The sequence below is a fragment of the Delftia sp. ASV31 genome, from assembly GCF_016428765.1.
GTDB classification, from domain to species: domain Bacteria; phylum Pseudomonadota; class Gammaproteobacteria; order Burkholderiales; family Burkholderiaceae_C; genus Comamonas; species Comamonas acidovorans.
In genome coordinates this window covers 117,952-140,795 of the sequence record NZ_JAELTK010000001.1, presented here as the reverse complement: position 1 = coordinate 140,795, position 22,844 = coordinate 117,952, and the positions used below count along the sequence as shown (strand labels likewise).

General features: G+C 65.5%; 27 protein-coding genes. 19 read left to right on the top strand and 8 right to left on the bottom strand.

Going from position 1 to position 22,844, the window contains the following annotated elements:
• The first annotated feature begins 28 nt into the window (after nt 1-28).
• Together lolA and JHD82_RS00635 are read left to right on the top strand one after the other, a co-directional pair.
• Nucleotides 29-664: an outer membrane lipoprotein chaperone LolA gene (lolA, locus tag JHD82_RS00640; RefSeq protein ID WP_199135121.1), complete on the top strand. Its 636-nt coding sequence runs from the start codon at nt 29-31 to the stop codon at nt 662-664.
• 169 nt (nt 665-833) lie between these two features.
• Nucleotides 834-2,360 carry a methyl-accepting chemotaxis protein gene (locus tag JHD82_RS00635; protein ID WP_199135120.1) on the top strand — a complete coding sequence of 509 codons (1,527 nt, stop codon included), beginning with the start codon at nt 834-836 and terminating at the stop codon, nt 2,358-2,360.
• Here JHD82_RS00635 and brnQ read toward each other — a convergent pair.
• Nucleotides 2,347-3,660 (bottom strand): branched-chain amino acid transport system II carrier protein, encoded by a 1,314-nt coding sequence (brnQ, locus tag JHD82_RS00630; RefSeq protein WP_065345602.1) that lies wholly within the window; start codon nt 3,658-3,660, stop codon nt 2,347-2,349. The genes JHD82_RS00635 and brnQ overlap by 14 nt on opposite strands.
• Nucleotides 3,661-4,103: 443 nt before the next feature.
• On the opposite strand from brnQ, the gene JHD82_RS00625 reads away from it, so the two are divergent.
• A complete protein-coding gene (locus tag JHD82_RS00625) occupies nt 4,104-5,408 on the top strand; it encodes a replication-associated recombination protein A (RefSeq protein ID WP_199135119.1) in 1,305 nt (434 codons plus the stop codon).
• A 32-nt stretch (nt 5,409-5,440) separates the two neighbouring features.
• On the opposite strand, the gene JHD82_RS00620 is transcribed toward JHD82_RS00625, so the two are convergent.
• Nucleotides 5,441-5,890, bottom strand: a complete 450-nt coding sequence (locus tag JHD82_RS00620) for a helix-turn-helix domain-containing protein (protein ID WP_199135118.1) — start codon at nt 5,888-5,890, stop codon at nt 5,441-5,443.
• A gap of 90 nt (nt 5,891-5,980) precedes the next feature.
• On the opposite strand from JHD82_RS00620, the gene JHD82_RS00615 reads away from it, so the two are divergent.
• Nucleotides 5,981-6,709, top strand: coding sequence for an SDR family oxidoreductase (locus tag JHD82_RS00615; RefSeq protein WP_013800921.1), 729 nt, complete (start codon nt 5,981-5,983; stop codon nt 6,707-6,709).
• Nucleotides 6,710-6,789: 80 nt separating this feature from the next.
• The gene (locus JHD82_RS00610; RefSeq protein WP_012207154.1) at nt 6,790-7,395 is read left to right on the top strand and encodes a 2-hydroxychromene-2-carboxylate isomerase; all 606 of its coding nucleotides are present in this window, start codon (nt 6,790-6,792) and stop codon (nt 7,393-7,395) included.
• An 8-nt stretch (nt 7,396-7,403) separates the two neighbouring features.
• Here the strand turns inward: JHD82_RS00610 and JHD82_RS00605 are convergent, their stop codons facing one another.
• Nucleotides 7,404-7,751, bottom strand: a complete 348-nt coding sequence (locus JHD82_RS00605) for a GFA family protein (RefSeq protein ID WP_012207153.1) — start codon at nt 7,749-7,751, stop codon at nt 7,404-7,406.
• Between the two features lie 305 nt (nt 7,752-8,056).
• On the opposite strand from JHD82_RS00605, the gene JHD82_RS00600 reads away from it, so the two are divergent.
• From JHD82_RS00600 to JHD82_RS00570, 7 genes are all read left to right on the top strand, one after another.
• Nucleotides 8,057-8,986 carry a branched-chain amino acid ABC transporter permease gene (locus tag JHD82_RS00600; protein WP_012207152.1) on the top strand — a complete coding sequence of 310 codons (930 nt, stop codon included), beginning with the start codon at nt 8,057-8,059 and terminating at the stop codon, nt 8,984-8,986.
• A gap of 10 nt (nt 8,987-8,996) precedes the next feature.
• Nucleotides 8,997-10,076 carry an ABC transporter ATP-binding protein gene (locus tag JHD82_RS00595; protein ID WP_012207151.1) on the top strand — a complete coding sequence of 360 codons (1,080 nt, stop codon included), beginning with the start codon at nt 8,997-8,999 and terminating at the stop codon, nt 10,074-10,076.
• Between the two features lie 17 nt (nt 10,077-10,093).
• The gene (locus JHD82_RS00590; RefSeq protein ID WP_199135117.1) at nt 10,094-10,888 is read left to right on the top strand and encodes an ABC transporter ATP-binding protein; all 795 of its coding nucleotides are present in this window, start codon (nt 10,094-10,096) and stop codon (nt 10,886-10,888) included.
• 3 nt (nt 10,889-10,891) lie between these two features.
• On the top strand, nt 10,892-11,638 hold the full coding sequence (locus JHD82_RS00585; protein ID WP_096913852.1) for an ABC transporter ATP-binding protein: 747 nt from the start codon (nt 10,892-10,894) through the stop codon (nt 11,636-11,638).
• A gap of 252 nt (nt 11,639-11,890) precedes the next feature.
• Nucleotides 11,891-12,253, top strand: coding sequence for a DMT family protein (locus JHD82_RS00580; protein ID WP_012207148.1), 363 nt, complete (start codon nt 11,891-11,893; stop codon nt 12,251-12,253).
• A gap of 142 nt (nt 12,254-12,395) precedes the next feature.
• On the top strand, nt 12,396-13,043 hold the full coding sequence (locus JHD82_RS00575) for a DUF47 domain-containing protein (protein WP_012207147.1): 648 nt from the start codon (nt 12,396-12,398) through the stop codon (nt 13,041-13,043).
• A 22-nt stretch (nt 13,044-13,065) separates the two neighbouring features.
• Nucleotides 13,066-14,076 carry an inorganic phosphate transporter gene (locus JHD82_RS00570; RefSeq protein WP_012207146.1) on the top strand — a complete coding sequence of 337 codons (1,011 nt, stop codon included), beginning with the start codon at nt 13,066-13,068 and terminating at the stop codon, nt 14,074-14,076.
• Nucleotides 14,077-14,143: 67 nt separating this feature from the next.
• On the opposite strand, the gene JHD82_RS00565 is transcribed toward JHD82_RS00570, so the two are convergent.
• Nucleotides 14,144-14,650, bottom strand: a complete 507-nt coding sequence (locus JHD82_RS00565; protein WP_088163932.1) for an NINE protein — start codon at nt 14,648-14,650, stop codon at nt 14,144-14,146.
• 7 nt (nt 14,651-14,657) lie between these two features.
• Nucleotides 14,658-15,182, bottom strand: coding sequence for a GNAT family N-acetyltransferase (locus JHD82_RS00560; RefSeq protein WP_013800927.1), 525 nt, complete (start codon nt 15,180-15,182; stop codon nt 14,658-14,660).
• 146 nt (nt 15,183-15,328) lie between these two features.
• Between JHD82_RS00560 and rpsP the strand changes: the two genes are divergently transcribed.
• The 6 genes from rpsP (at nt 15,329) to JHD82_RS00530 (ending at nt 19,433) form a co-directional block, all read left to right on the top strand.
• Nucleotides 15,329-15,583, top strand: a complete 255-nt coding sequence (rpsP, locus tag JHD82_RS00555) for a 30S ribosomal protein S16 (RefSeq protein WP_012207143.1) — start codon at nt 15,329-15,331, stop codon at nt 15,581-15,583.
• A gap of 132 nt (nt 15,584-15,715) precedes the next feature.
• Nucleotides 15,716-16,285, top strand: a complete 570-nt coding sequence (gene rimM / locus JHD82_RS00550; RefSeq protein ID WP_012207142.1) for a ribosome maturation factor RimM — start codon at nt 15,716-15,718, stop codon at nt 16,283-16,285.
• Nucleotides 16,286-16,297: 12 nt separating this feature from the next.
• On the top strand, nt 16,298-17,068 hold the full coding sequence (gene trmD, locus JHD82_RS00545; protein WP_034364112.1) for a tRNA (guanosine(37)-N1)-methyltransferase TrmD: 771 nt from the start codon (nt 16,298-16,300) through the stop codon (nt 17,066-17,068).
• A 110-nt stretch (nt 17,069-17,178) separates the two neighbouring features.
• The gene (gene rplS, locus JHD82_RS00540; RefSeq protein WP_013800930.1) at nt 17,179-17,559 is read left to right on the top strand and encodes a 50S ribosomal protein L19; all 381 of its coding nucleotides are present in this window, start codon (nt 17,179-17,181) and stop codon (nt 17,557-17,559) included.
• Nucleotides 17,560-17,646: 87 nt separating this feature from the next.
• Nucleotides 17,647-18,375 (top strand): CoA pyrophosphatase, encoded by a 729-nt coding sequence (locus tag JHD82_RS00535; RefSeq protein WP_012207139.1) that lies wholly within the window; start codon nt 17,647-17,649, stop codon nt 18,373-18,375.
• Between the two features lie 68 nt (nt 18,376-18,443).
• The gene (locus JHD82_RS00530) at nt 18,444-19,433 is read left to right on the top strand and encodes a CobD/CbiB family protein (RefSeq protein ID WP_034398910.1); all 990 of its coding nucleotides are present in this window, start codon (nt 18,444-18,446) and stop codon (nt 19,431-19,433) included.
• Nucleotides 19,434-19,521: 88 nt separating this feature from the next.
• Here JHD82_RS00530 and rsgA read toward each other — a convergent pair whose 3' ends face one another.
• The 3 genes from rsgA to JHD82_RS00515 are packed head-to-tail and all read right to left on the bottom strand — an operon-like array spanning nt 19,522 to nt 22,159.
• On the bottom strand, nt 19,522-20,490 hold the full coding sequence (gene rsgA, locus JHD82_RS00525; protein WP_013800931.1) for a ribosome small subunit-dependent GTPase A: 969 nt from the start codon (nt 20,488-20,490) through the stop codon (nt 19,522-19,524).
• Between the two features lie 18 nt (nt 20,491-20,508).
• Nucleotides 20,509-20,841 (bottom strand): 4a-hydroxytetrahydrobiopterin dehydratase, encoded by a 333-nt coding sequence (locus tag JHD82_RS00520; protein WP_199135116.1) that lies wholly within the window; start codon nt 20,839-20,841, stop codon nt 20,509-20,511.
• 16 nt (nt 20,842-20,857) lie between these two features.
• A complete protein-coding gene (locus JHD82_RS00515; protein WP_199135115.1) occupies nt 20,858-22,159 on the bottom strand; it encodes a M48 family metallopeptidase in 1,302 nt (433 codons plus the stop codon).
• Nucleotides 22,160-22,189: 30 nt separating this feature from the next.
• On the opposite strand from JHD82_RS00515, the gene orn reads away from it, so the two are divergent.
• On the top strand, nt 22,190-22,804 hold the full coding sequence (orn, locus tag JHD82_RS00510) for an oligoribonuclease (RefSeq protein ID WP_269848120.1): 615 nt from the start codon (nt 22,190-22,192) through the stop codon (nt 22,802-22,804).
• The last annotated feature ends 40 nt before the right edge of the window (nt 22,805-22,844 follow it).

Sequence of the window (22,844 nt, the reverse complement as noted above, 5' to 3'; positions counted from 1 at the left end):
CCCGCTTACCCGCAATCATGGAGAAAGAATGAAACGTCTGTTGACTGCAGTTGTGATCGCGGCAAGCGCGACGGCCTCGTGGGCCGATGGCCTCAAGAGCCTGGAAGCCTTCATGAAGAATTCCCAGGCCGGCCGCGCCGAATTCACCCAGGCCGTCACGGCCCCGTCCAAGGATGGCCAGCCGCCGCGCACCAAGAACTCCAGCGGCCAATTCGAATTCCAGCGTCCCGGCAAGTTCAGGTTCGCCTACACCAAGCCGTTCGAGCAGACCATCGTCGCCGACGGCAAGACGCTGTGGCTTTATGACGCCGACCTCAACCAGGTCACGCAGCGCCCCCAGGCCCAGGCCCTGGGCAGCACGCCGGCCGCCATCCTGGCGTCGGCCAACGATCTCAAGGCGTTGAGCGCCGACTTCGATCTGCAATCCGCGCCCGAGCAGGATGGCCTGCAATGGGTCCAGGCCAGCCCCAAGGACAAGAACGGCCAGCTCAAGAGCGTGCGCGTGGGCTTTGCGGCCGATGGCCAGCTTTCGGCGCTGGACATTCTCGACAGCTTTGGCCAGCGTTCGCTGATCCGCTTCAGCCAGCTGCAGACCCAGGCGTCCCTGCCGGCCTCGACTTTCGAGTTCAAGGTGCCAGCGGGCGCCGACGTGCTCAAGCAGTAAGCCGCGCTGCCGCGCGGGGCAACCCTTCAGGCCGTTCGCAGGCTGCAGTGCGCAGTTTGTGAGGTTTTGTAATGGTTTTGCCTAATATCGTCGAGACAATGGCGGCCTGCGGCCAGCGATTGTTTCGACGTCCCTCCGAGGACATGCTGGCCGGCTCTCGCATGCCTTTATGAACCTCAGTCGCAAGTTGCCGCTCGCCATTGCCATGGCGCTGCTATTCACCCTCGCTGCCGGATTCTTCGGACTCTGGTCGGCCCATCGATCCCTAGGCGTCTTTCACGGCGATGTCCAGCGCCACATGGCGGCGGAACGCCTTGCCGCCGAGGTGGAAGGCCACTTCAAAACCCAGGTCCAGGAATGGAAGAACGTGCTGCTGCGCGGCTCGGACAACGCGCTGCGCGAGCAGCACTGGAAGGGCTTTCTGGCCGATGAGCGCGCCGTGCAGGACAAGACCGCGGCCTTGCTGGCCCTGGTGGACGATGCTTCCCTGCGCGAGATCGCCCAGGGCTTTGTGGCGCAGCACCGCAAGATGGCCGAAGGCTACCGCGTGGGGCTGGACAAATTCGAGGCCACGGGCTTCGACCCCTCAGTAGGCGACATGGCCGTGCGCGGCGTGGACCGCGAGCCGGCCGAGATGCTCTCCCAGCTCAAGGCCGGCATTGCGGCGCAGAGCAAGGCGGTGGCCGACGATGCCTACAGCAGCGGCAAGCACGCCACGGAGCTGAGCCTGGTACTGATGCTGGTGGCGGCCGTGGCCGGCGTGGCCATTGGCTGGCTCATCACCCGTGCCGTGGTGGCACCGCTGCGCAGCGCGGTCCAGCTGGCCGAGAAGGTGGCCCAGGGCCATCTGACCAATGCCATAGCGAGCGGCGGGCCAGATGAACTGGGCCAGCTGCTGCGGGCGCTGGGTGCCATGCAGGAGCAGCTGCGCAGCATCGTCGTGGAAGTGCGCGGCAATGCGGAGCAGGTGGCATCCGCCAGCTCGCAGATCGCGGCCGGCAACAGCGACCTGGCCCAGCGCACCGAGCAGCAGGCATCGGCCCTGCAGATGACGGCTTCGTCCATGGACCAGCTCGACTCCACCGTGCGCGGCAATGCCGATCACGCAGAGAAGGCCAACCTGCTGGCTTCGTCCGCCAGCGACATCGCCACGCGCGGTGGCGATGCCATCTCGGCCGTCGTGGGCACCATGCGCAGCATCCAGGATGCGTCCGAGCGCGTGGTCAGCATCATCGAGGTGATCGACGGCATCGCGTTCCAGACCAATATTCTTGCGCTCAATGCGGCCGTGGAGGCCGCGCGGGCCGGCGAACAGGGCCGGGGCTTTGCCGTGGTCGCCGCCGAGGTGCGCACGCTGGCCCAGCGCAGCTCGGGCGCTGCGCGGGAAATCCGTGACCTGATCCAGGCCAACGCCCAGCGCGTGGCCCTGGGGGCCGAGGAGGTGGACAGCGCGGGTGCGACCATGGCCTCGGTGCAGGAGGTGATTGCCAAGGTCTCGCGCATGATCGGCGCCATCAGCCACTCCAGCGGCGAACAGAGCGCGGGCGTGAGCCACGTCAACAGCGCCATCGTCCGCATCGAGGAAGGGACCCAGCAGAACGCCGCCCTGGTGGAGCAGACCAGTTCGGCCGCCGAGAGCCTGCGCAAGCAGGCCCATCAGCTGGTGGAACTCATGGCGCGTTTCAGGACGGCCTGAACGCGTTGGCCGGGGCCGGGCGCAGCCGGTCGTGGAGCGCTGCCAGCACCAGGGTGGCTGCCACGGGCAGGGCCCAGCCCATGCCGTTGCCCGGCAGGCTGTTCAGGAAGGCCGGCAGCCAGTCCTGCCAGCCGGCCGCCTTGGCGGCATCGACAAGACCGAACACCAGCGCCACGGCCAGCACCGGCGCGAACACGCGCTGCGCATTGCGCCACAGGCCTGACAGCAGGCTCAACACCACCAGGGCGATGGCCAGCGGATAAATGCCCACCAGCACGGGGCCGGACAGGGCGATCAGCTGGGCCAGACCCTGGTTGGACACCAGGATGCACGCCAGCCCAATGGCCACCACCACCGCGCGGTAGGGCAGGCGCAGCATCTCGCTGAAGTAGGCGCCACAGGCGCTGACCAGGCCCACGGCCGTGGTCAGGCAGGCCAGGGAAATCACCACGGCCAGCAGCAGGCTGCCGATGGGGCCGAAGGTGTGATCCACGTAGCGCGTGAGGATGAGCACGCCGGTCTGCGCCTGCGGGGCGATGGACTGGCTGGTGGCGCCCAGATGGATCAGCGACAGATACACCAGACCCAGGCCCACGGCCGCGATCACGCCCGCGATGATGGCGTAGCGCGTCTGCAGCCCGGTGTGGGAGATGCCCCGGTCCCGGATGGCGTTGACGATGACGATGCCGAAGGCCAGGGCGCCCAGCGCGTCCATGGTCTGGTAGCCCTCCAGAAACCCTTCGGTCAGGGGCGCGACCAGGTAGTCGCCGCTGGCGCTGGTGGCGGCACCGGCCGGCAGCAGCACGGCGGCGGCACCCAGCACCACCAGGGCCAGGATCAGCACGGGCGTGATCAGCTTGCCGATGGTGTCGATCAGCTTGCCGGGGAACAGGGACAGGCCCATGACCAGCACAAAGTACACCGCCGAGTAGATGAACAGCGCAGTGCTGCTGTGGCCCACGAAGGGCGCAAAGCCCATCTCGAACGACACGGTGGCCGTGCGCGGCGTGGCAAACAGCGGGCCGAGGATGAGATAGATCAGCAGGCCCAGCACCATGCCGGCCTTGCGGCCCACGGGCGAGGTCAGCGCATCGAGCCCGCCGCCCACGCGCGCCAGCGCCACCACGGTGAGCAACGGCAGGCCCACGCCCGTGAGCAGAAAGCCCGTGGCCGCAGCGGCCGCGTGCTCGCCGGCGCCCTGGCCGACCATGGGCGGAAAGATGATGTTGCCCGCGCCGAGGAACAGCGCAAAGGTCATGAAGCCTAGGGCGATAAGGTCCCGGGTCTTGAGTGTTTGCATGGATGCAGAAATGAAAAGGTCCCGCCTTGCCGCATGGCAGGCAGTTCCGGAAACGGTGGGAGGCGCGGAGCGGATGGGGCAGCAATGGCGCAGGCCCGATGGCCGCGCATGCCGCGCGGCCGGCTCCGCAAAGGGCAGCATTTTAGGGCGGCGGCCCGAAGCGGGTGAAAAATGTCAGTGATTGCTCTTGATGAGGTGCATGCAAACCATTCATGTCATATAAGTGACATGCCTTCAGGCGATGGCCAGGATCCCGGCTGGCGATCCATGGCTTCATCCCCCGCGGCCAGGTACAGGCATCAGGGGCTGGCGCACCCGCTGCCGCCATGGCGTGGACAATGGCGTCATGGTTTTGCAACTGCATCTGTTCCCCTCGGCAGCGCACCCGGCACACGGGCTGCCGAACGCCTTCTGCGCGGCGCTGCCTGCGACGGAGCTGGCCCATGGCTGATCTGTTCACCCAGGAGCCCTCCGCACCACTGGCCGAAGCCCTGCGGCCCAAGACCCTGGACGAGGTCGTGGGCCAGTCCCATCTGCTGGGCGAGGGCAAGCCGCTGCGCCTGGCCTTCCAGTCAGGCAAGCCGCATTCCATGATCTTCTGGGGGCCGCCCGGCGTGGGCAAGACCACGCTGGCCCGGCTCACGGCCACGGCCTTCAAGTGCGAGTTCATTGCGCTGTCGGCGGTGTTCTCCGGGGTCAAGGACATCCGCGCGGCCATGGAGCAGGCGCAGCAGAACCTGGCCATGGGCCGGCACACCATCCTCTTCGTGGACGAGATCCACCGCTTCAACAAGTCCCAGCAGGATGCGCTGCTGCCCTATGCGGAAAGCGGGCTGGTCACCTTCATCGGCGCCACCACGGAAAACCCTTCCTTCGAGGTGAACTCGGCCCTGCTGTCGCGTGCGCAGGTCTATGTGCTGCAGTCCCTGACCGACGATGAACTCAGGCAACTGCTGCAGCGGGCGCAGGAAAAGGCTCTGGGCGGCCTGGAGTTCGACGACCTGGCGCGGGACACCATCGTCGGCTATGCCGATGGCGATGCCCGGCGCTTCCTGAACCTGCTGGAGCAATGCCAGACGGCGGCCGGCGCTGCGGGCGTCACGCGGATCGATGCCGAGTTCGTGCAGAACGCGCTGACCTTGAATGCCAGGCGCTTCGACAAGGGCGGCGACAACTTCTACGACCAGATCTCGGCCCTGCACAAGTCCGTGCGCGGCTCCCATCCCGATGCGGCGCTGTACTGGCTCACGCGCATGCTCGATGGCGGCGCCGATGCGCGCTACCTGTCGCGGCGCATCGTGCGCATGGCCTGGGAGGATATCGGCCTGGCCGATCCGCGTGCCATGCAGATCGCCAACGACGCGGCCCTGACCTATGAGCGCCTGGGCAGCCCCGAGGGCGAGCTGGCGCTGGGCCAAGCCGTCATCTACCTGGCCATGGCCGCCAAGAGCAACGCCGGCTACAACGCCTACAACAAGGCCCGGGCCTTCGTGAAGCAGGACAGGAGCCGCGAGGTGCCCGTGCACCTGCGCAACGCGCCCACCAAGCTCATGAAGGAGCTGGGCTACGGCCATGAATACCGCTACGCGCACGACGAGCCCAACGCCTACGCGGCCGGCGAGACCTATCTGCCCGAAGGCATTGCGGAGCCGGGCTGGTACCAGCCCGTGCCCCGGGGCCTGGAGATCAAGATCGGCGAGAAGCTGGCCGTGCTGCGCAAGTGGGACGAAGAGGCAGGCGGCGCATAGCCGAAGCCGGTGAGGGCAGGCCGGTGCCGGGGCTAGGCGCCCGGGCCGGGCTCCACCGCCACGTCGCGCGCGTGCAGGGGGGCGTGGCACTCCGAGCAGACGACCAGGGGATCGAACGTGTGGCCGCACAGCGTATGCCGGTGCAGCAAGGGCCGGCCTTCCTCGCCGGACATGTGTACATCACCCCAGTGCACGATGGCCATGACCACGGGATGCAGGTCCAGCCCCTTGGGCGTGAGACGGTACTCGTGCCGTACCGGCGCCTCCTGGTAGGCCACCTTCTTGAGCACGCCTGCCTCGACCAGCCTGGCCAGCCTGTCCGACAGCATGGGGCGTGAAATGCCCAGGCGCCCCAGGAATTCATCAAAACGGCGTATGCCCAGAAAGCAGTCGCGCAGCACCAGCAGTGTCCAGCGGTCGCCGATGACCGAGACCGTGCGTGCGATGGAGCAGCGCTCCTCTTCCAGTTCGTTCCATTTCATTGGGCAGTTCCCCGCTTGACGGGTTCTGATTTTAAACCTACCGTGCATTTAGTTCAAAAAATGAACTGACCAATCATCCACGGAGATCCCATGACCGACAAGAAAGCCATTCTCGTGATCGGCGCTGGCGACGCCACGGGCGGCGCCATCGCCCGGCGTTTTGCGCGCGAAGGCTATATCGCCTGCGTCACGCGCCGCGACGCGGACAAGCTCCAGCCCCTGGTCGAACAGATCCGCGCTGCCGGCGGTCAGGCCCATGGTTTTGGCAGCGACGCGCGCAAGGAAGAGGAAATGGTGGCCCTGGTGCAGAAGATCGAGGCCGAGATCGCACCCATCGAGGTCGCCGTCTTCAACATCGGCGCCAACGTGCGCTTCGGCATCACCGAGACCACGGCGCGCGTCTACTTCAAGGTCTGGGAGATGGCCTGCTTCGCCGGCTTCCTGATGGGGCGGGAGGCGGCCAGGGTGATGCTGCCGCGCGGCCGGGGCACCATCATCTTCACGGGCGCCACCGCCAGCCTGCGCGGGCGCGAAGGCTTTGCGGCGTTTGCCGGCGCCAAGCACGGCCTGCGCGCCCTGGCCCAGAGCATGGCGCGCGAGCTCTGGCCCAAGGGCATCCATGTGGCGCATCCCGTGATCGACGGCGCCATCGACACGGAGTTCATCCGGAGCAACTTTCCCGAGCGCTATGCCCTCAAGCAGCAGGACGGCATCCTCAATCCCGACCACATCGCCGACCTCTACTGGCAACTGCACCAGCAGCCGCGCGACGCCTGGACGCATGAAACCGAAATCCGTCCCTGGATGGAGTCCTGGTAGGCCCTTCAGCCATTTCCGCCCCTTCAGCCCCTTCAGCCAGTTCGCTTCGATGCTCCATCCCATTTGATGCAGGCCGTGCCATGAAACCCAACGTGCAATTTCTCTTCGACTTCGGCAGCCCCAACGCCTATCTCTGCCACCAGGTCATCCCCGCAATCGAGGCGCGCAGCGGCATCCGCTTCGACTATGTGCCGGTCCTGCTGGGCGGCCTGTTCAAGCTGGCCAACAACCGCTCACCGGCCGAGGCGAATGCCGACATTCCCAACAAGCGCGCCTATGAGGCGCTGGAACTGCAGCGCTTCGTGCAAAGGCATGGGCTCACGCGCTTCCGGATGAATCCGCACTTTCCCGTCAACACCCTGCAGATCATGCGCGGGGCCGTGGCGGCGCAGGGCCTGGGCTGCTTCGAGCGTTATGTGGATGCGGTGTTCTCCAGCATGTGGGAGAAGGGCTGCAAGATGGACGACGCCCAGGTGATCGGCACCGAGCTGTCCGGGGCGGGCCTGGACGCCCCAGCCCTGATCGCCGCAAGCCAGACACCCGAAGTCAAGGCCCGGCTGCTGGCAAATACCGAGCAGGCCTTCCACCGTGGCGCTTTTGGATCGCCCACCTTTTTTGTTGGCGACGAGATCTACTTCGGCAAGGACCGCCTGCGCGATGTGGAGGAACAAGCGCTGCGGGCCTGAAGCCAGCCTCAGGCCGATCGCCCGTCGTAGCGCGTGATGCGCAGCGCCTCGGGGTCCACGCCTTCCAGGCAGCGCACGTTGACGGCCGCCATGTGCCGGCCCTGGGGATCGATGGCCTCGCCGAACGGATGGATGCCGCAGGTAGGGCAGAAGCGGTGCTGGATCAGGTGCCGGTGGAAGGTGTAGGTGCGCATCTGCTCCTCGGGCGTGCTCAGTTGCAGTTGTTCGCGGGGCACGAACCACATGAGGGCGCCCTTGCGCGCGCAGATGGAGCAGTTGCAGGCCATGGCCTGCGTGAGTTCGCCTTCCACATCGAAAGCGATGCCGCCGCAGTGGCAGCTGCCGTGGTATTTCATCGGGGTTCTCCGTGGCCACCGCGGGCTGGCGGCACTGCCGTTGATGGTAGGAGTTCATGCTGGCCACGGCAAATTGCTGCAGTGCTACATAAGAGCGTTTGGCTTGTAAAGCCTCGGAAAACCCCCCCTGCAACAAGGCGTTGCAGGCCACCGGGGGGTGCCTAGAATCGCCAATCCCCTGCGGTTTCCGGGCCACAAGCCAGGATGCGGCGGGAGAGCTTCCACCACCATGGCATTGCTGGCTCCGTTCGTTTGGATGCGAGGCACGCTGAATGTCTCCATCCTGGACTAAGGGGAGAGCGCATATGGACATACTGCTTCAGCAGGTCATCAACGGATTGGTCCTGGGCAGCATGTACGCCCTGATCGCCCTGGGCTACACCATGGTGTACGGCATCATCCAGCTCATCAACTTCGCCCATGGCGAGGTGCTCATGGTCGGCGCGCTGACCAGCTGGAGCTGCATAGGCCTGATGCAGGAGGCCATGCCCGGTGCGCCGGGCTGGCTGATCCTGCTGCTGGCGACCGTGATCGCCTGCGTGGTGGCCGCGGCACTGAATTTCGTGATCGAGAAAGTGGCCTACCGCCGCCTGCGCAGCAGCCCGCGCCTGGCGCCGCTGATCACGGCCATCGGCGTCTCGCTGCTGCTGCAGACGCTGGCCATGATCATCTGGAAGCCCAACTACAAGGCCTATCCCACGCTGCTGCCGAGCACGCCCTTCGAGATCGGCACGGCGGTGATCACGCCCACCCAGATCCTGGTGCTGGTGGTCACGGCGATCGCGCTGGCATCGCTGACCTATCTGGTCAACTACACCAAGCTCGGGCGCGCCATGCGGGCCACGGCCGAGAATCCGCGCGTGGCGGCCTTGATGGGCGTCAAGCCCGACGTGGTGATCTCGGCCACCTTCATCATCGGCGCCGTGCTGGCGGCCATCGCGGGCATCATGTACGCCTCCAACTACGGCACGGCCCACCACACCATGGGCTTTCTGCCGGGGCTCAAGGCCTTCACGGCGGCCGTGTTCGGCGGCATCGGCAACCTGGCCGGCGCCGTGGTCGGCGCCATGCTGCTGGGGCTGATCGAGTCCATTGGCTCGGGCTACATCGGCGACCTCACGGGCGGCGTATTGGGCAGCCACTACACCGACATCTTCGCCTTCATCGTGCTCATCATCATCCTGACGCTGCGCCCCTCGGGCCTGCTGGGTGAGCGTGTGGCCGACCGCGCCTGAGGAGACCCGCATGAACAGCAAGAAGACCGTGCAATGGATTCTGGGCGGCCTGGCGCTGATGGTGCTGCCGCTGGTGCTGCAGTACTTCGGCAATGCCTGGGTGCGCATCGCCGACCTGGCCCTGCTCTATGTGCTGCTGGCACTGGGCCTGAACGTGGTGGTGGGCTATGCAGGCCTGCTGGACCTGGGCTACGTGGCCTTCTATGCCGTGGGCGCCTACATGTTTGCGCTGATGGCCTCGCCGCATCTGGCGGATACCTTCGAGGGCTTTGCCGCCATGTTCCCTGACGGGCTGCATACCTCCATCTGGCTGGTGATACCGCTGGCGGCGCTGCTGGCGGGCATCACGGGAATACTGCTGGGCATCCCGGTGCTCAAGCTGCGCGGGGACTACCTGGCCATCGTCACGCTGGGCTTCGGCGAGATCATCCGCATCTTCATGAACAACCTGGACCAGCCGGTCAACATCACCAACGGCCCCAAGGGCATAGGCCAGATCGACTCGGTGAAGATTCTGGGCCTGGACCTGGCCAAGCGCCAGGAGATCTTCGGCTACGACATCAGCTCGGTCACGCTGTACTACTACCTGTTCCTCTTCCTGGTGCTCGTCAGCATCGTGATCTGCTGGCGCCTGCAGGACTCGCGCATCGGCCGTGCCTGGATGGCCATCCGCGAGGACGAGATCGCCGCCAAGGCCATGGGCATCAACACGCGCAACATGAAGCTGCTGGCCTTCGGCATGGGCGCTTCCTTCGGTGGTGTCTCGGGCGCCATGTTCGCGGCCTTCCAGGGCTTCGTCTCGCCCGAGTCGTTCAGCCTCATGGAGTCCATCATGATCGTGGCCATGGTGGTGCTCGGCGGCCTGGGCCATCTGCCGGGCGTGATCCTGGGGGCTGTGCTGCTGTCGGCCCTGCCCGAGGTGCTGCGCTATGTGGCCGGTCCCTTGCAGCAGATGACCGACGGGCGGCTTGACGCCTCCATCCTGCGCCAGTTGCTGATCGCACTGGCCATGATCGTCATCATGCTGATGCGTCCGCGCGGCCTGTGGCCGTCGCCCGAGCATGGCAAGAACCTGCCGCACCAGTCCTGAGCATGGAGACAACGCAGATGGCGAACACGGCAGACAACGGCTCCACCTCTCCGGTGCTCAGGGTTTCGGGCATTTCCAAGCGCTTTGGCGGACTGCAGGCCCTGTCCGATGTGGGCATGACCATTGGCCGGGGCCAAGTCTACGGCCTGATCGGTCCCAACGGCGCGGGCAAGACCACTTTCTTCAACGTGATCACGGGCCTGTACACGCCCGACAGCGGCAGCTTCGAGCTGGCCGGCAAGGCCTACGAGCCCTCGGCCGTGCACAAGGTGGCCAAGGCCGGCATTGCGCGCACCTTCCAGAACATCCGGCTGTTTGCCGAGATGACGGCGCTGGAGAACGTGATGGTCGGGCGCCATTTGCGCACGCATTCGGGCCTGATCGGCGCGGTGTTCCGCACGCCCGGCTTCAAGGCCGAGGAAGCCGCGATACGCGCGCGGGCCCGCGAACTGCTGGACTACGTGGGTATTTCCAAATACGCCGACTTCAAGGCCCGTACGCTGAGCTACGGCGACCAGCGCCGCCTGGAGATCGCGCGGGCGCTGGCCACCGACCCGCAACTGATCGCGCTGGACGAGCCTGCCGCCGGCATGAACGCCACCGAGAAGGTGCAGCTGCGCGAGCTGATCGACCGCATCCGCCGGGACCAGCGCACCATCTTGCTGATCGAGCACGACGTGAAGCTGGTCATGGGCCTGTGCGATCGCGTCACCGTGCTGGACTATGGCAAGCCCATCGCCGAAGGCACGCCGGCCGAGGTGCAGAAGAACGACAAGGTGATCGAAGCCTATCTGGGCACCGGAGGACACTGAACCATGGGTGAGCAAGTGCAAGACAAGGGCGTGTCCGCGCCGGTGCTGTTGAAGGTCCATGGACTGAAGGTGGCCTATGGGGGCATTCAGGCCGTCAAGGGCGTGGATTTCGAGGTCCGCCAGGGCGAGCTGGTCTCGCTGATCGGCTCCAACGGGGCGGGCAAGACCACGACCATGAAGGCCGTCACGCGCAGCCTGCAGATGGCGGATGGCGACGTGCACTACCTGGGCCGCAGCATCCGCAACGTGGGCGCCTGGGATCTGGTGGCCCAGGGCCTGGTCATGGTGCCGGAGGGGCGCGGCGTGTTCGCGCGCATGACCATCACCGAGAACCTGCTCATGGGCGCCTACACGCGCAACGACAAGGCCGGCATTGCCGCCGACATCGAGCGCATGTTCGGCATCTTCCCGCGCCTGAAGGAGCGCCGCGACCAGCTGGCCGGCACCATGTCGGGTGGCGAGCAGCAGATGCTGGCCATGGCGCGCGCGCTGATGAGCCAGCCCAAGGTGCTGCTGCTGGACGAGCCCTCCATGGGCCTGTCGCCCATCATGGTGGACAAGATCTTCGAGGTGGTGCGCGATGTGCATGCGCTGGGCGTGACGCTGGTGCTGGTCGAGCAGAACGCCAGCCGTGCGCTGGCGCTGGCCGATCGCGGCTATGTGATGGAGTCCGGCCTGATCACCATGACCGGGCCCGGCCAGACCCTGCTCAGCGATCCGCGCGTGCGGGCCGCCTACCTGGGCGAGTGAACTCCGGGGCAGCCGCCTGCGCAGAGGTTGCTGGAATGTCCCGTGCCACCGACGGGATATGGCAAAAATATGACGATTTGATGAAGATTCATCGAATGCCCATCGATGCGGGATGTTGCGTATCTGTGCGATGAAGCAGGTTTTTCGAGAAAATTCGCGCAAAAAAGCAATTTTTGGAAAGCAATCGAAAAACCGACTTCTGGCGCTGCGGGCGCGATAATTCAGGCCTTCCAGCACCCGGGCGCACCTCACATGAACTGGCTCCAACACATCCCCGTCGGGCTGCAGACCGTGGTCCTGCTGGCCATGAGCAATGTCTTCATGACATTTGCCTGGTATGGGCACCTGAAGAACCACGCCTCGTCGCCCTGGTACGTGGCAGCCCTTGTCAGCTGGGGCATTGCGCTGTTCGAGTACCTGCTGCAGGTGCCCGCCAACCGCATAGGCCACACGCAGTTCAGCGTGGCGCAGCTCAAGATCATCCAGGAGGTGATCACGCTGTCGGTGTTCGCGCCTTTTGCCGTGCTCTACCTGAACCAGCCCCTCAAATGGGACTTCCTGTGGGCTGGCCTGTGCATGGTGGGCGCGGTGTATTTTATTTTTCGCAGCGGCTGACAAGGCAGCGCGCCGGCGCGCAAAAACGCGCTTGGGACTCAAGAGTACACTTCGCCCCGTTCAAGCCGGGAAGCCATGCCAAGCATCCGCAATGTGACGCAGTGAGTCGCCTGGTTCCCACTTTTCCCGGTAAGGAGCATTCATGCTTTTTGGCAAACTATTGCCACGCGAAGGCAATTTCTTCGAGATGTTCAACCAGCATGCCGACCGCATCGTCGATGCCGCGCATGCCTTCTCGCAGCTTGTCGCCAACTACAACGATCCTCATCTTCGCGAGAAGTACAACGAGGACGTGAACAACGCCGAGCGTGCCGCCGACCGCGTGACGCATGACGTCACCAAGGCGCTGCACAAGACCTTCATCACGCCGCTGGACCGCGAGCACATCCACTCGCTGATCAACACCATGGACGACGTGGCGGACCTGATCCAGGACTCGGCCGAGACCATGGCGCTGTACGACGTGCGCCACATGACGGATGAGATCACGCGCCTGACCGACCTGTGCGTGCGCTGCTGCGAGCGGCTGCGCGATGCGGTCAAGCTGCTGTCGCGCATCTCCGATCCATCGGTGGTGGACGCGGCGATGAAGACCTGCGAGGAAATCGACCGCCTCGAATCGGACGCCGACCGCGTGATGCGCTCGGCCATGAGCAAGCTGTTCCGCGAAGAGCCCGATGTGCGCGAAGTCATCAAGCTCAAGGCCATCTACGAGCTGCTGGAGACGGTGACCGACCGCTGCGAGGACGTGGCCAACCTGATCGAGGGCATCGTCCTCGAAAATTCCTGAGCCCTCGCGGAGTCGTTTCGTTATGGAATCCGTACAAGCGGCCCTGTGGGTCGTGATCCTGCTGGTGGTGCTGGCCTTGCTGTTCGACTTCATGAACGGCTTCCACGATGCTGCCAACTCGATCGCCACCGTGGTCTCCACGGGCGTGCTCAAGCCCACGCAGGCCGTGGCCTTCGCGGCCTTCTTCAACGTGGTGGCGGTCTTTGTCTTCCACCTCAGCGTGGCGGCCACCGTGGGCAAGGGGATCGTCCAGCCCGGCATCGTGGACACGCACGTGGTCTTCGGCGCACTGGTCGGCGCCATTGCCTGGAACGTGATCACCTGGCACTACGGCATCCCCAGCAGCTCCTCGCATGCGCTGATCGGCGGCATCGTGGGCGCCGTGATCGCCAAGGCCGGCGCGGGCGCACTGATCGCCAGCGGCATCTGGAAGACCGTGGCCTTCATCTTCGTCTCGCCGCTGCTGGGCTACCTGCTGGGCTCGCTGATGATGGTGCTGGTGGCCTGGATCTGCCGCCGCGCCGCTCCCAACCGGGTGGACCGCTGGTTCCGCCGGCTGCAGCTGGTCTCCGCCGGCGCCTACAGCCTGGGCCACGGCGGCAATGATGCGCAAAAGACCATCGGCATCATCTGGCTGCTGCTGATCGCCACCGGCTATGCCAATGCCGGCGACGCGGAGCCGCCGCTGTGGACCATCGTCAGCTGCTACCTGGCCATCGGCCTGGGCACCATGTTCGGCGGATGGCGCATCGTCAAGACCATGGGCCAGAAGATCACCAAGCTCAAGCCCGTGGGAGGCTTTTGCGCCGAAAGCGGTGGCGCGCTGACGCTGTTCTTCGCGACCTTCCTGGGCGTGCCGGTCTCGACCACGCACACCATCACGGGCGCCATCGTCGGCGTGGGTTCCACCCAGCGTGCCAGCGCCGTGCGCTGGGGCGTGGCAGGCAACATCGTCTGGGCCTGGGTGCTGACGATTCCCGCCAGCGCCTTCGTGGCATCGATTGCCTACTGGATCAGCCTCCAGCTGTATTGAGCCAGAGCCATCGCCAAAAAGAAAGACCGCCAATGGCGGTCTTTCTTTTTGGGAGAGGCATTGCGCATCACTGGGAAATCTTGCGCGCTTCCTCCACCTGGTGCTCGAAGTAGTGCTGGAAGCTGTAGGCAATGCTGGCCATGAGCACGGCGGCGCCCAGCATCAGGGACAGCGCAATGGCAAAGATGGTTGACCAGCCCGTGCGCCCGGCCTGCGCCTGCAAGTCAACGCCGGGGTTGTGGCGCCGGTTCCAGGCTTCGGTGTCGGTCAGCCCGTAGAGGATGGCGCGCAGCGCGCAGCCGGCGATGGTGAAGCCCAGCAGCGGAATCAGCAGCCAGCTGAGCTGGTCGTCCTGCCCCAGTTGCTGGACGCGCTCGATGCCGTACACGCCCAGCGCCGTGGGCACGGGCAGCAGCCAGCCCAGCCAGTCGCCGAAGCCATGCAGATAGAAGCGGTGCAGCCCCAGCGGCCCGCCGACGAAGGCCAGCCAGGTCGTCAGGGTCTTGCTTTTGGAGCGCGCAGCCCCCTGCTGTGCTTGAGCGGGCTGAGGCAAAGGCGTGCTGGGTCGGTTCATGCGCCCATTATTCGGGCGAACTGCGGTTGCCGTCTCCCAGGGTCTTCTCCATGAGAACGATGTCCAGCCAGCGGCCGAACTTCCATCCCATGGAGCTCAGCGTGCCCGCCGGGGTGAAGCCTGCGGCGCGGTGCACGCCGATGGAGCCGGCATTGGCCGAGTCACCGATCACCGCCAGCAGCTTGCGCACGCCGGCCGCCTCGCATTCGCGCGACAGCGCATCGAGCAGCAGGCGGCCCACGCCCTGGCCGCGCGCCGCGTCATGCACGTAGATGGAATCCTCGGCGGAGAAGCGATAGGCCGGGCGCGGCTTGAACCAGTTGGCATAGGCGAAGCCCAGCACCTGGCCCTGTTCGTCCACGGCGACCAGATAGGGCAGGCCCTTGGCCAGCACGTCCGCGCGGCGTGTGGCCATGTCCGATTCGGCAGGCGGATCGGTCTCGAACGTGCCCGTGCCGTGCAGCACGTGGTGGCGGTAAATGGAGGTGATGGCGGCGAGATCGCCGTCCAGGCTTGAGCGAATGGTAGGCATGGAAGGGGAAGTTGGATATAATCGCTGGTTTTACGGCGTGTCGCTGGCCGGGTGGCCATGTCGCGTGTCTCAAACGCCGCAAAACATGTGCAGCCATTCATTGTCTAGTTAATTGTGTGGTGGCTGCGCCCACCCGAAGGAAAATCATGGTCGTCATTCGACTCTCTCGCGGCGGTTCCAAGGCCCGTCCTTTCTACAACATCGTTGCCGCCGACAAGCGCGTGCGCCGCGATGGTTCGTTCATCGAACGCCTGGGCTTCTACAACCCCAACGCCCGTGGCGGCGAAGAGGGTCTGCGCGTTGCTCTGGACCGCGTGAACTACTGGAAGGGCGTTGGCGCGCAGGCTTCCGAGACCGCAGAGCGCCTGATCAAGCAGGCCACCCAGAAGACTGCTGCCTAATTCAGCATCCCTTCTGAAATCGGGTTCCGTTGGCTTGTCTGACGGAGCCCGTTTTTGTTTTCCCCTCCGGATCGCCTTGCACGGATCTGCAACGATCTGCATTGACTGTCCATCTACTGCCTACCGACTGCCATGAGCCACATGCCTGAACTCGAAGCCAGCGTCCTGCCCGCCGATGCCGTGGAGGTCGGGCGTATCGCCGATGCCTGGGGCATCAAGGGCTGGTTCAAGGTGGCCGCCTTCAGTGCCGACCCCGAGGCCCTGTTCACCGCAAAGCAGTGGTATCTGCAGCCCCCCGAGAAGGGTGCGCGGCAGTTCACCGGTACGGTGCTGCTGCCGGTCAAGCAGGCGCGCGTCCACTCCGATTCCGTCGTCGCCACCTCGCCTGTCGTGAACGACCGCAATACCGCCGAGGCCCTGCGTGGCGCGCGCATCTTCGTGGCGCGCAGCGATTTCCCGCAGCCCGAAGATGGCGAGTATTACTGGGTCGATCTGCTGGGCCTGTCCGTGGTCAACCGCGAGGGCGTGGTCCTGGGCGTCGTCCGCGACCTGCTGTCCACCGGTCCGCAGACCGTGCTGGTGCTGGCCTATGAAGAGGATGGCAAGGAGCGCGAGCGCATGATTCCCTTTGTCGATGCCTATGTGGACAAGGTGGATCTGCCGGGCAAGACCATCGTTGCCGACTGGCAGCCCGACTATTGATCGCCGACCTCCATGCGCTTCGACATCATCACGCTGTTCCCTGAGCTGTTCACGCCGTTTCTTGAAAGCGGCGTCACGCGCCGTGCCTATGCCTCGGGCCAGGTCGGCGTGCACCTGTGGAATCCGCGCGACCATGCCCAGGGCAACTACCGGCGCGTGGACGATCGCCCCTTCGGCGGCGGTCCGGGCATGGTGATGATGGCCGAACCGCTGCAGCGCTGCCTGGAGGCGGCCCGGCAGGCGCGCCGCGAGGCCGGCGAGCCCGAGCCGGCTCCCGTGGTGCTGTTCTCGCCGATCGGCACCACGCTGCGCCATGCCGTGGTGGCCGACTGGGCGCAGGGGCAGGGCGCAATCTTGCTGTGCGGCCGCTACGAGGGCCTGGACCAGCGCTTCATCGATACCCATGTCACGCACCAGTTGAGCCTGGGCGACTTCGTGCTGTCTGGCGGCGAGATCGCTGCCATGGCCCTGCTGGATGCCGTCGCGCGGCTGCAGCCCGGCGTGCTCAATGACGAAGGCAGTTTCCAGCAGGACAGCTTCAATCCTGCGCTCGACGGCCTGCTCGATTGCCCGCACTACACCCGCCCCGAAGTCTGGGAAGGGCGGGAAGTGCCGGCGCCACTGTTGTCCGGCCACCACGCGCAGATCGAGCGCTGGCGCCGCGACCAGCGCCTGTCCATCACGGCCAGGCACCGGCCCGAGCTGATAGAGCAGGCGCGCGCCCAGGGCCTGCTCAACGCCAAGGACGAGGGGTTTTTGGCAAAAAACGTCTCCGGGCTATAATCCGCGATTCTTCGATCCTCTATCCGGCCGCTGCTACGAACAAAGCAGCCATGGCGCCAATCCCGGCGCTTGCCAATCCTGGCGCGGACAAGATCGATTGGATGTTGACCATGAATCTGATCCAGATCCTCGAGCAAGAGGAAATCGCCCGTCTGAACAAGACCATCCCCCAGTTCGCCCCCGGTGACACCGTCATCGTGAGCGTGAATGTGGTCGAAGGCAGCCGCAAGCGCGTGCAGGCTTACGAAGGCGTGGTGATCGCCAAGCGCAACCGTGGCCTGAACAGCGGCTTCACCGTGCGCAAGATCTCCAGCGGTGAAGGCGTGGAGCGTACGTTCCAGACCTACTCGCCCCTGATCGCCGGCATCGAAGTCAAGCGTCGCGGTGATGTGCGTCGTGCCAAGCTGTACTACCTGCGCGAGCGCAGCGGCAAGTCGGCCCGCATCAAGGAAAAGCTGCCGTCGCGTGTCAAGGTTTCTGCCGAAGCCTAAGCACCTGCGTCACAGCTGGAAAGCCGCTACAGTCGCCTGTAGCGGCTTTTTTGTTGTCCGGCCGTTGCCCATCACAAGCCTTCATTCGTGTCCTCTCTGCCCGATACCGCCATTCCCGTGCCGACCGGCGGGCCAGTGCCCGCAGCCGTGCCGTCGATCGCCGACCCGCGCATGGCGCAACTGATTGGCAAGGACAGTCACCTGCCTGCCGTGCCCCCCGAAGCCCGCACGCCCGAGGCCCTGCGCCAGCGCTTTGCGCTGCCGCCCCAGTGGGCTCCCGAGGTGGTGCGCGAGAAGCGCTTCAGCGATCGCCAGCCCACCGATGCCGCCGTGCTCGTGCCCATCGTGATGCGCCCCGAACCCACGGTGCTGCTGACCGAGCGCACGGCCCACCTGTCCACGCATTCGGGGCAGGTGGCATTTCCGGGCGGCAAGCGCGATCCGGAGGATGCCTCTGCCCAGGCCACGGCCCTGCGCGAGGCGCATGAGGAAGTCGGACTGGCCGCCAGCGATGTGCAAGTGCTGGGCACGCTGCCCATCTACATCACGGGCACGGCCTTCCTGATCACGCCGGTGGTGGCCCTGGTCGATCCCCGGGCGCACCTCAATCCCAATCCCTACGAGGTGGCGGATGTGTTCGAGGTGCCGCTGGCCTTCCTGCTCGATCCTGCCAACCATGAGCGCCACTCCATGGTCTGGAACGGCGTGCCGCGCGAATGGTTTGCAATGCCCTACCAGGATGGTGATCGCCAGCGCTACATCTGGGGCGCCACGGCCGGCATGCTGCGAAATCTTTACCGATTCCTGTCGGCCTGATGCCCGGATCGCGGGCCGTGCCACCCCGGGGTCACTGACCTGTCTGCATGCGCCAGTATGATGGCCGGATGAGTTTCTTTGCCATTCTGATCGCCTTGCTGATCGAGCAGGCGCGCCCGTTGACGCCGGCCAATCTTGTGCACACAGGCTACAGAGCCTGGACGGTTTCGGTGCGCCGCAACTTCGATGCCGGCCAGGCGCACCATGGCTGGCTGGCCTGGACCGTGGCGGTGGCATTGCCCTGCGTGCTGGTGACGGGCATCTACCTGCTGCTGCTGTGGGGCGTGGGCTGGCCGCTGGCCATGGTCTGGAATGTGGCCGTGCTCTATGTGACGCTGGGCTTTCGCCAGTTCAGCCACCACTTCACACGCATCCGCGATGCGCTGGATGCAGGCGATGAGTATGCCGCGCGCGAGGCGCTGGCTCACTGGCAGCAGGTCGATGCCAGCGAGGTGCCGCGCAGCGAGGTCGTGCGCCATGTGATCGAGTACTCGGTGCTGGCCGCGCATCGCCATGTGTTTGGCGTTCTGTTCTGGTTCTCTGCGCTGGCAGCGCTGGGGCTGGGTCCGCTCGGCGCCGTGTTCTACCGCATGACCGAGCACCTGTCGCGCTCCTGGTCGCGCAAGGGCCTGGTGGGCGGCACCCAGGTCAGTCCCCAGTTGCAGCACACCTCCCGGCTGGCCTGGACCGTGATCGACTGGTTGCCTGCACGGTTGACGGCGCTGTCCTTTGCCGTGGTTGGCAGCTTCGAGGAAGCCATCGAAGGCTGGCGCTTCCATGCCCAGCGCTTTCCCAACGACAACGATGGCGTGATCCTGGCCGCCACCTCGGGTGCCATCAACGTGCGCCTGGGCGGCGAGGCGCTCAAGCGCCGCGAAGGCATCTCGGTGACCCGCGACGACGGCGAGGAGATCGATCTCGATGTGGACAGCGAAGCCACGCCCGGCCGCGAGCCCGAGATCGGCCATCTGCGCAGCGTGGTCGGCCTGGTCTGGCGTTCGGTCGTGGTCTGGCTGCTGCTGCTGGCCCTGCTGTCGCTGGCGCGTTTGCTGGGCTGATCGCTGCGCCGCAGAAGGCGAGCCCTGCCTGTCTTGCCAGGCAGCAGCCCGCCCTTCCTGATGCAGCCGGGTCGTTGTTTTGAGGAGGTCAGTACTTCTGCGCCTGGCTCAATTCATCGAACAGCTCGGCGTAGATGTAGTAGCGGTTGGCGCTGATGTCGTGGTCGGCATCCATTCCGGTTTCCTCGTCTTCCACGCGCGGCATGACGGCGCATCCCGGCTCGTGCAGGTGGGTGCAGTTGTAGAACTTGCATTCCTGCGCGTGGGCGCCGATGTCGGGCATGCAGCGGGGCAGGTCCGTGGGCTCTATGTGGCGCAGGCCGAATTCCTGGAAGCCCGGTGAGTCGATCAGCGCCGTGGTGCGCTCTTCGTCCATCCAGTACCAACTGGTCGTGGTGGTCGTGTGCTTGCCGGAGTTCAGCGCCTGCGAGATCTCGTTGGTGGCCGCGCGTGCGCCGGGCACCAGCAGGTTGATCAAGGTGCTTTTGCCCGAGCCGGACGGGCCCAGGACCAAGGTGGCCTTGCCCTTGAGGTGTTGCATCAGCAACTGCCGGTCGGCCTCGCCTTCGTTGGCCAGCGACAGCGACAGCACCTCGTAGTGCGGCGTTTCCTGGCCCAGGTACATCTCGCGATAGGGCTTCAGGCGCTCCCAGGCATCGGCGAAGGGCTCGGCCAGGTCACGCTTGTTCAGGGCGATCAGGGGCTTGATGTGGGTGGCTTCGGCGGTGATGAGGGCACGGGCCAGCTGGCTTTCGGAGAACACCGGCTCGGCCGCGATCAGGATCAGCACCTGGTCGATGTTGGCCGCAAAGGACTTGGTGCGTATCTCGTCCTGGCGGTAGAACAGGTTGCGCCGTTCCAGCACCTTCTCTATGGTGCCTTCCTCGCCCTGGCCGGCGGGTGGCAATTGCCAGCGCACGCGGTCGCCGACCACGGTCTGGCTCTTCTTGCCGCGCGGATGGCAGATGTGGCGTGCGCCTTCTTCGGTCTCGACCACGCAGTGGCGGCCATGGCTGGAGACGACCAGGCCTTCTCGCAATGCGGAGCGCTCAGCCATGGGATGCCGGGGTGGGATTCATGGACGCTCCAGCAGCGCATCGATGCGGCGGGCGCACTCGATGTCGGTGGACGAGATGCCGTTCACGTCATGCGTGTTCAGGCGCACGCCGCAACGGCCGTAGCTCACGGTCAGGTCGGGGTGGTGGTCCTGCTGGTGGGCGATCAGGGCCAGCGCGTTCACGAAGGCCATGGTCTCGTAGTAATTGGCAAAGGCGTAGCTCTTGGCGATGGCATCGCCATCGAGCTGCCAGCCCGGCAGGCCCGCCAGTGCGGTGCGCAATTCGTCCGGCGTCAGCGCGCGGCGCTGCTGCGTGGACCAGTCCTGTTGTTGCAAGCGTTGTGTGCTCATGGTGGATGTGAAAGGGTCAGGTCGGAGAAGGCATGCGCGCCAGCCGGGCGAGGGCGGGCGGATGCGAGTAGTAAAAGCCCACGTACCAGGGATCGGGCGTGAGCGTTGAAGCATTGTCCTCGTACAGCTTGAGCAGTGCCGAGGCCAGATGGGCGCCGCTGGCCTGTTGCATGGCATAGGCATCGGCTTCGAACTCGTCGCGGCGCGACAGGGCCGAGAACAGCGGGGTGACAAAGAAGCTGAACACCGGCACTGCCAGCAGGAACAGCAGCAGTGCCACGGCCTCGTTGCCGGCGCCTATCCCGCCATGGCCCAGCGCAAGGTCCAGGCCGGGGCGCACGCCCAGGCCCAGGTAGAACCACAGCTGCTGCGACAGCCAGCCCAGCAGTGCGAAGCCGGCCAGGCTGGCGGCGAACATCAGCAGCATGCGCTTGAGGATGTGTCGGTGCTTGAAGTGGCCCAGCTCGTGCGCGAGCACGGCCTCCACCTCGTCGGCGTCGAGCTGCTTGAGCAAGGTGTCGAAGAACACCACGCGCTTGGAATGGCCGAAGCCCGTGAAATAGGCATTGGCATGGGCCGAGCGGCGGCTGCCATCCATCACGAACAGGCCCTTGGCCGTGAAGCCGCAGCGCTGCATCAGCGCGCTCACGCGCTCCTTGAGCGTGCCTTCGGCCAGTGGTTCGAACTTGTTGAACAGCGGTGCGATGAAGGTCGGAAAGATCCACATCAGCAGCAGGTTGAACGCCGTCCACACGGCCCAGGCCCACAGCCACCACAGGTCGCCGGCCGAGCCCATGAGCCACAGGATCAGCGCCGCCAGGGGAAGGCCGATGGCCGCGCCCATGGCGGAGGACTTGATGGCATCGGTCAGCCACAGCCGCAGCGTCATCTGGTTGAATCCAAAGCGCTGCTCCAGCACAAAGGTCTGGTAGAGCGACAGCGGCAGCTCCACCAGCCCGGAGATCAGGGCAAAGCCGGCCAGCAGTGCCAGTTGCTGCCACAGGCCGGCGCCCATCAGTTCCAGCAGCCACTGGTTGAGCGCGTCGAGCCCGCCCAGCAGCGTCCATGCGAGCAGCACCACGGCGCCCAGCGTCATCTCGATCAGTGCGATGCGGGCCTTGGCCAGCGTGTAGTCGGCGGCCTTTTGATGGGCCGCGAGGCTGATGCGTTGCGCAAAGGCCTCAGGCACCTCGGCCCGATGGCGGGCCACATGGCGGACCTGGCGCGAGGCCAGCCAGGCGCGCAGCAGCCACTGGGCGAGCACGGCTGCGGCAAACAGCAGGGACAGCGTCGAGGAAAAATCGGGGTTGAAGGCCATGTGGCCGCAGTGTAGGCGACAATTTGGGCCATGTCCGAAGCCTCCGAAGCCGCCAGCGCTTGCATTCCCGTCCCCGCCGAACCCGGCACGTCCATCACCCTGGCCAAATCCGATCTCAACCTCGTCTGGCTCGACTGCGAGATGACCGGGCTGCAGCCCGATACCGATCGCATCATCGAGATCGCCGTGGTCGTCACCAGTCCGGACCTGGCCATTCGCATCGAAGGGCCGGTATTTGCCATCCATCAGGCAGATGCGCTGCTCGATGGCATGGATGCCTGGAACAAGGGCACGCATGGCAGGAGCGGCCTGATCGATCGCGTCAAGGCATCGACCATCAGCGAGGCCGATGCGGAGGCTGCGCTGATCAAGTTCCTCTCGCAGTACGTTCCCAAGGGCAAGGCCCCTCTGTGCGGCAACAGCATCGGGCAGGACAGGCGCTTCATGGAGCGCTACATGCCCAAGCTCAACAACTTCTTCCACTACCGCAATGTCGATGTCAGCACCCTCAAGGAACTGGCCAGGCGCTGGAAGCCCGACGCCTACGCCTCCTTCAAGAAGGCCCAGCGCCACACCGCACTGGCCGATGTGCACGAGTCCATCGATGAGCTGGCGCACTACCGCGCGCGCCTGCTGAGCGTCTGAATCTGGCGGCCCCGGCCATTTTTTGTGCCAGGGGCTTGCG

Bases quoted from the DNA above. Each gene is read 5' to 3' on its own strand.
- lolA (WP_199135121.1), top strand. From the start codon at position 29: ATGAAACGTCTGTTGACTGCAGTTGTGATCGCGGCAAGCGCGACGGCC.
- JHD82_RS00635 (WP_199135120.1), top strand. From the start codon at position 834: ATGAACCTCAGTCGCAAGTTGCCGCTCGCCATTGCCATGGCGCTGCTA.
- brnQ (WP_065345602.1), bottom strand. From the start codon at position 3,660: ATGCAAACACTCAAGACCCGGGACCTTATCGCCCTAGGCTTCATGACC.
- JHD82_RS00625 (WP_199135119.1), top strand. From the start codon at position 4,104: ATGGCTGATCTGTTCACCCAGGAGCCCTCCGCACCACTGGCCGAAGCC.
- JHD82_RS00620 (WP_199135118.1), bottom strand. From the start codon at position 5,890: ATGAAATGGAACGAACTGGAAGAGGAGCGCTGCTCCATCGCACGCACG.
- JHD82_RS00615 (WP_013800921.1), top strand. From the start codon at position 5,981: ATGACCGACAAGAAAGCCATTCTCGTGATCGGCGCTGGCGACGCCACG.
- JHD82_RS00610 (WP_012207154.1), top strand. From the start codon at position 6,790: ATGAAACCCAACGTGCAATTTCTCTTCGACTTCGGCAGCCCCAACGCC.
- JHD82_RS00605 (WP_012207153.1), bottom strand. From the start codon at position 7,751: ATGAAATACCACGGCAGCTGCCACTGCGGCGGCATCGCTTTCGATGTG.
- JHD82_RS00600 (WP_012207152.1), top strand. From the start codon at position 8,057: ATGGACATACTGCTTCAGCAGGTCATCAACGGATTGGTCCTGGGCAGC.
- JHD82_RS00595 (WP_012207151.1), top strand. From the start codon at position 8,997: ATGAACAGCAAGAAGACCGTGCAATGGATTCTGGGCGGCCTGGCGCTG.
- JHD82_RS00590 (WP_199135117.1), top strand. From the start codon at position 10,094: ATGGCGAACACGGCAGACAACGGCTCCACCTCTCCGGTGCTCAGGGTT.
- JHD82_RS00585 (WP_096913852.1), top strand. From the start codon at position 10,892: ATGGGTGAGCAAGTGCAAGACAAGGGCGTGTCCGCGCCGGTGCTGTTG.
- JHD82_RS00580 (WP_012207148.1), top strand. From the start codon at position 11,891: ATGAACTGGCTCCAACACATCCCCGTCGGGCTGCAGACCGTGGTCCTG.
- JHD82_RS00575 (WP_012207147.1), top strand. From the start codon at position 12,396: ATGCTTTTTGGCAAACTATTGCCACGCGAAGGCAATTTCTTCGAGATG.
- JHD82_RS00570 (WP_012207146.1), top strand. From the start codon at position 13,066: ATGGAATCCGTACAAGCGGCCCTGTGGGTCGTGATCCTGCTGGTGGTG.
- JHD82_RS00565 (WP_088163932.1), bottom strand. From the start codon at position 14,650: ATGAACCGACCCAGCACGCCTTTGCCTCAGCCCGCTCAAGCACAGCAG.
- JHD82_RS00560 (WP_013800927.1), bottom strand. From the start codon at position 15,182: ATGCCTACCATTCGCTCAAGCCTGGACGGCGATCTCGCCGCCATCACC.
- rpsP (WP_012207143.1), top strand. From the start codon at position 15,329: ATGGTCGTCATTCGACTCTCTCGCGGCGGTTCCAAGGCCCGTCCTTTC.
- rimM (WP_012207142.1), top strand. From the start codon at position 15,716: ATGAGCCACATGCCTGAACTCGAAGCCAGCGTCCTGCCCGCCGATGCC.
- trmD (WP_034364112.1), top strand. From the start codon at position 16,298: ATGCGCTTCGACATCATCACGCTGTTCCCTGAGCTGTTCACGCCGTTT.
- rplS (WP_013800930.1), top strand. From the start codon at position 17,179: ATGAATCTGATCCAGATCCTCGAGCAAGAGGAAATCGCCCGTCTGAAC.
- JHD82_RS00530 (WP_034398910.1), top strand. From the start codon at position 18,444: ATGAGTTTCTTTGCCATTCTGATCGCCTTGCTGATCGAGCAGGCGCGC.
- rsgA (WP_013800931.1), bottom strand. From the start codon at position 20,490: ATGGCTGAGCGCTCCGCATTGCGAGAAGGCCTGGTCGTCTCCAGCCAT.
- JHD82_RS00520 (WP_199135116.1), bottom strand. From the start codon at position 20,841: ATGAGCACACAACGCTTGCAACAACAGGACTGGTCCACGCAGCAGCGC.
- JHD82_RS00515 (WP_199135115.1), bottom strand. From the start codon at position 22,159: ATGGCCTTCAACCCCGATTTTTCCTCGACGCTGTCCCTGCTGTTTGCC.
- orn (WP_269848120.1), top strand. From the start codon at position 22,190: ATGTCCGAAGCCTCCGAAGCCGCCAGCGCTTGCATTCCCGTCCCCGCC.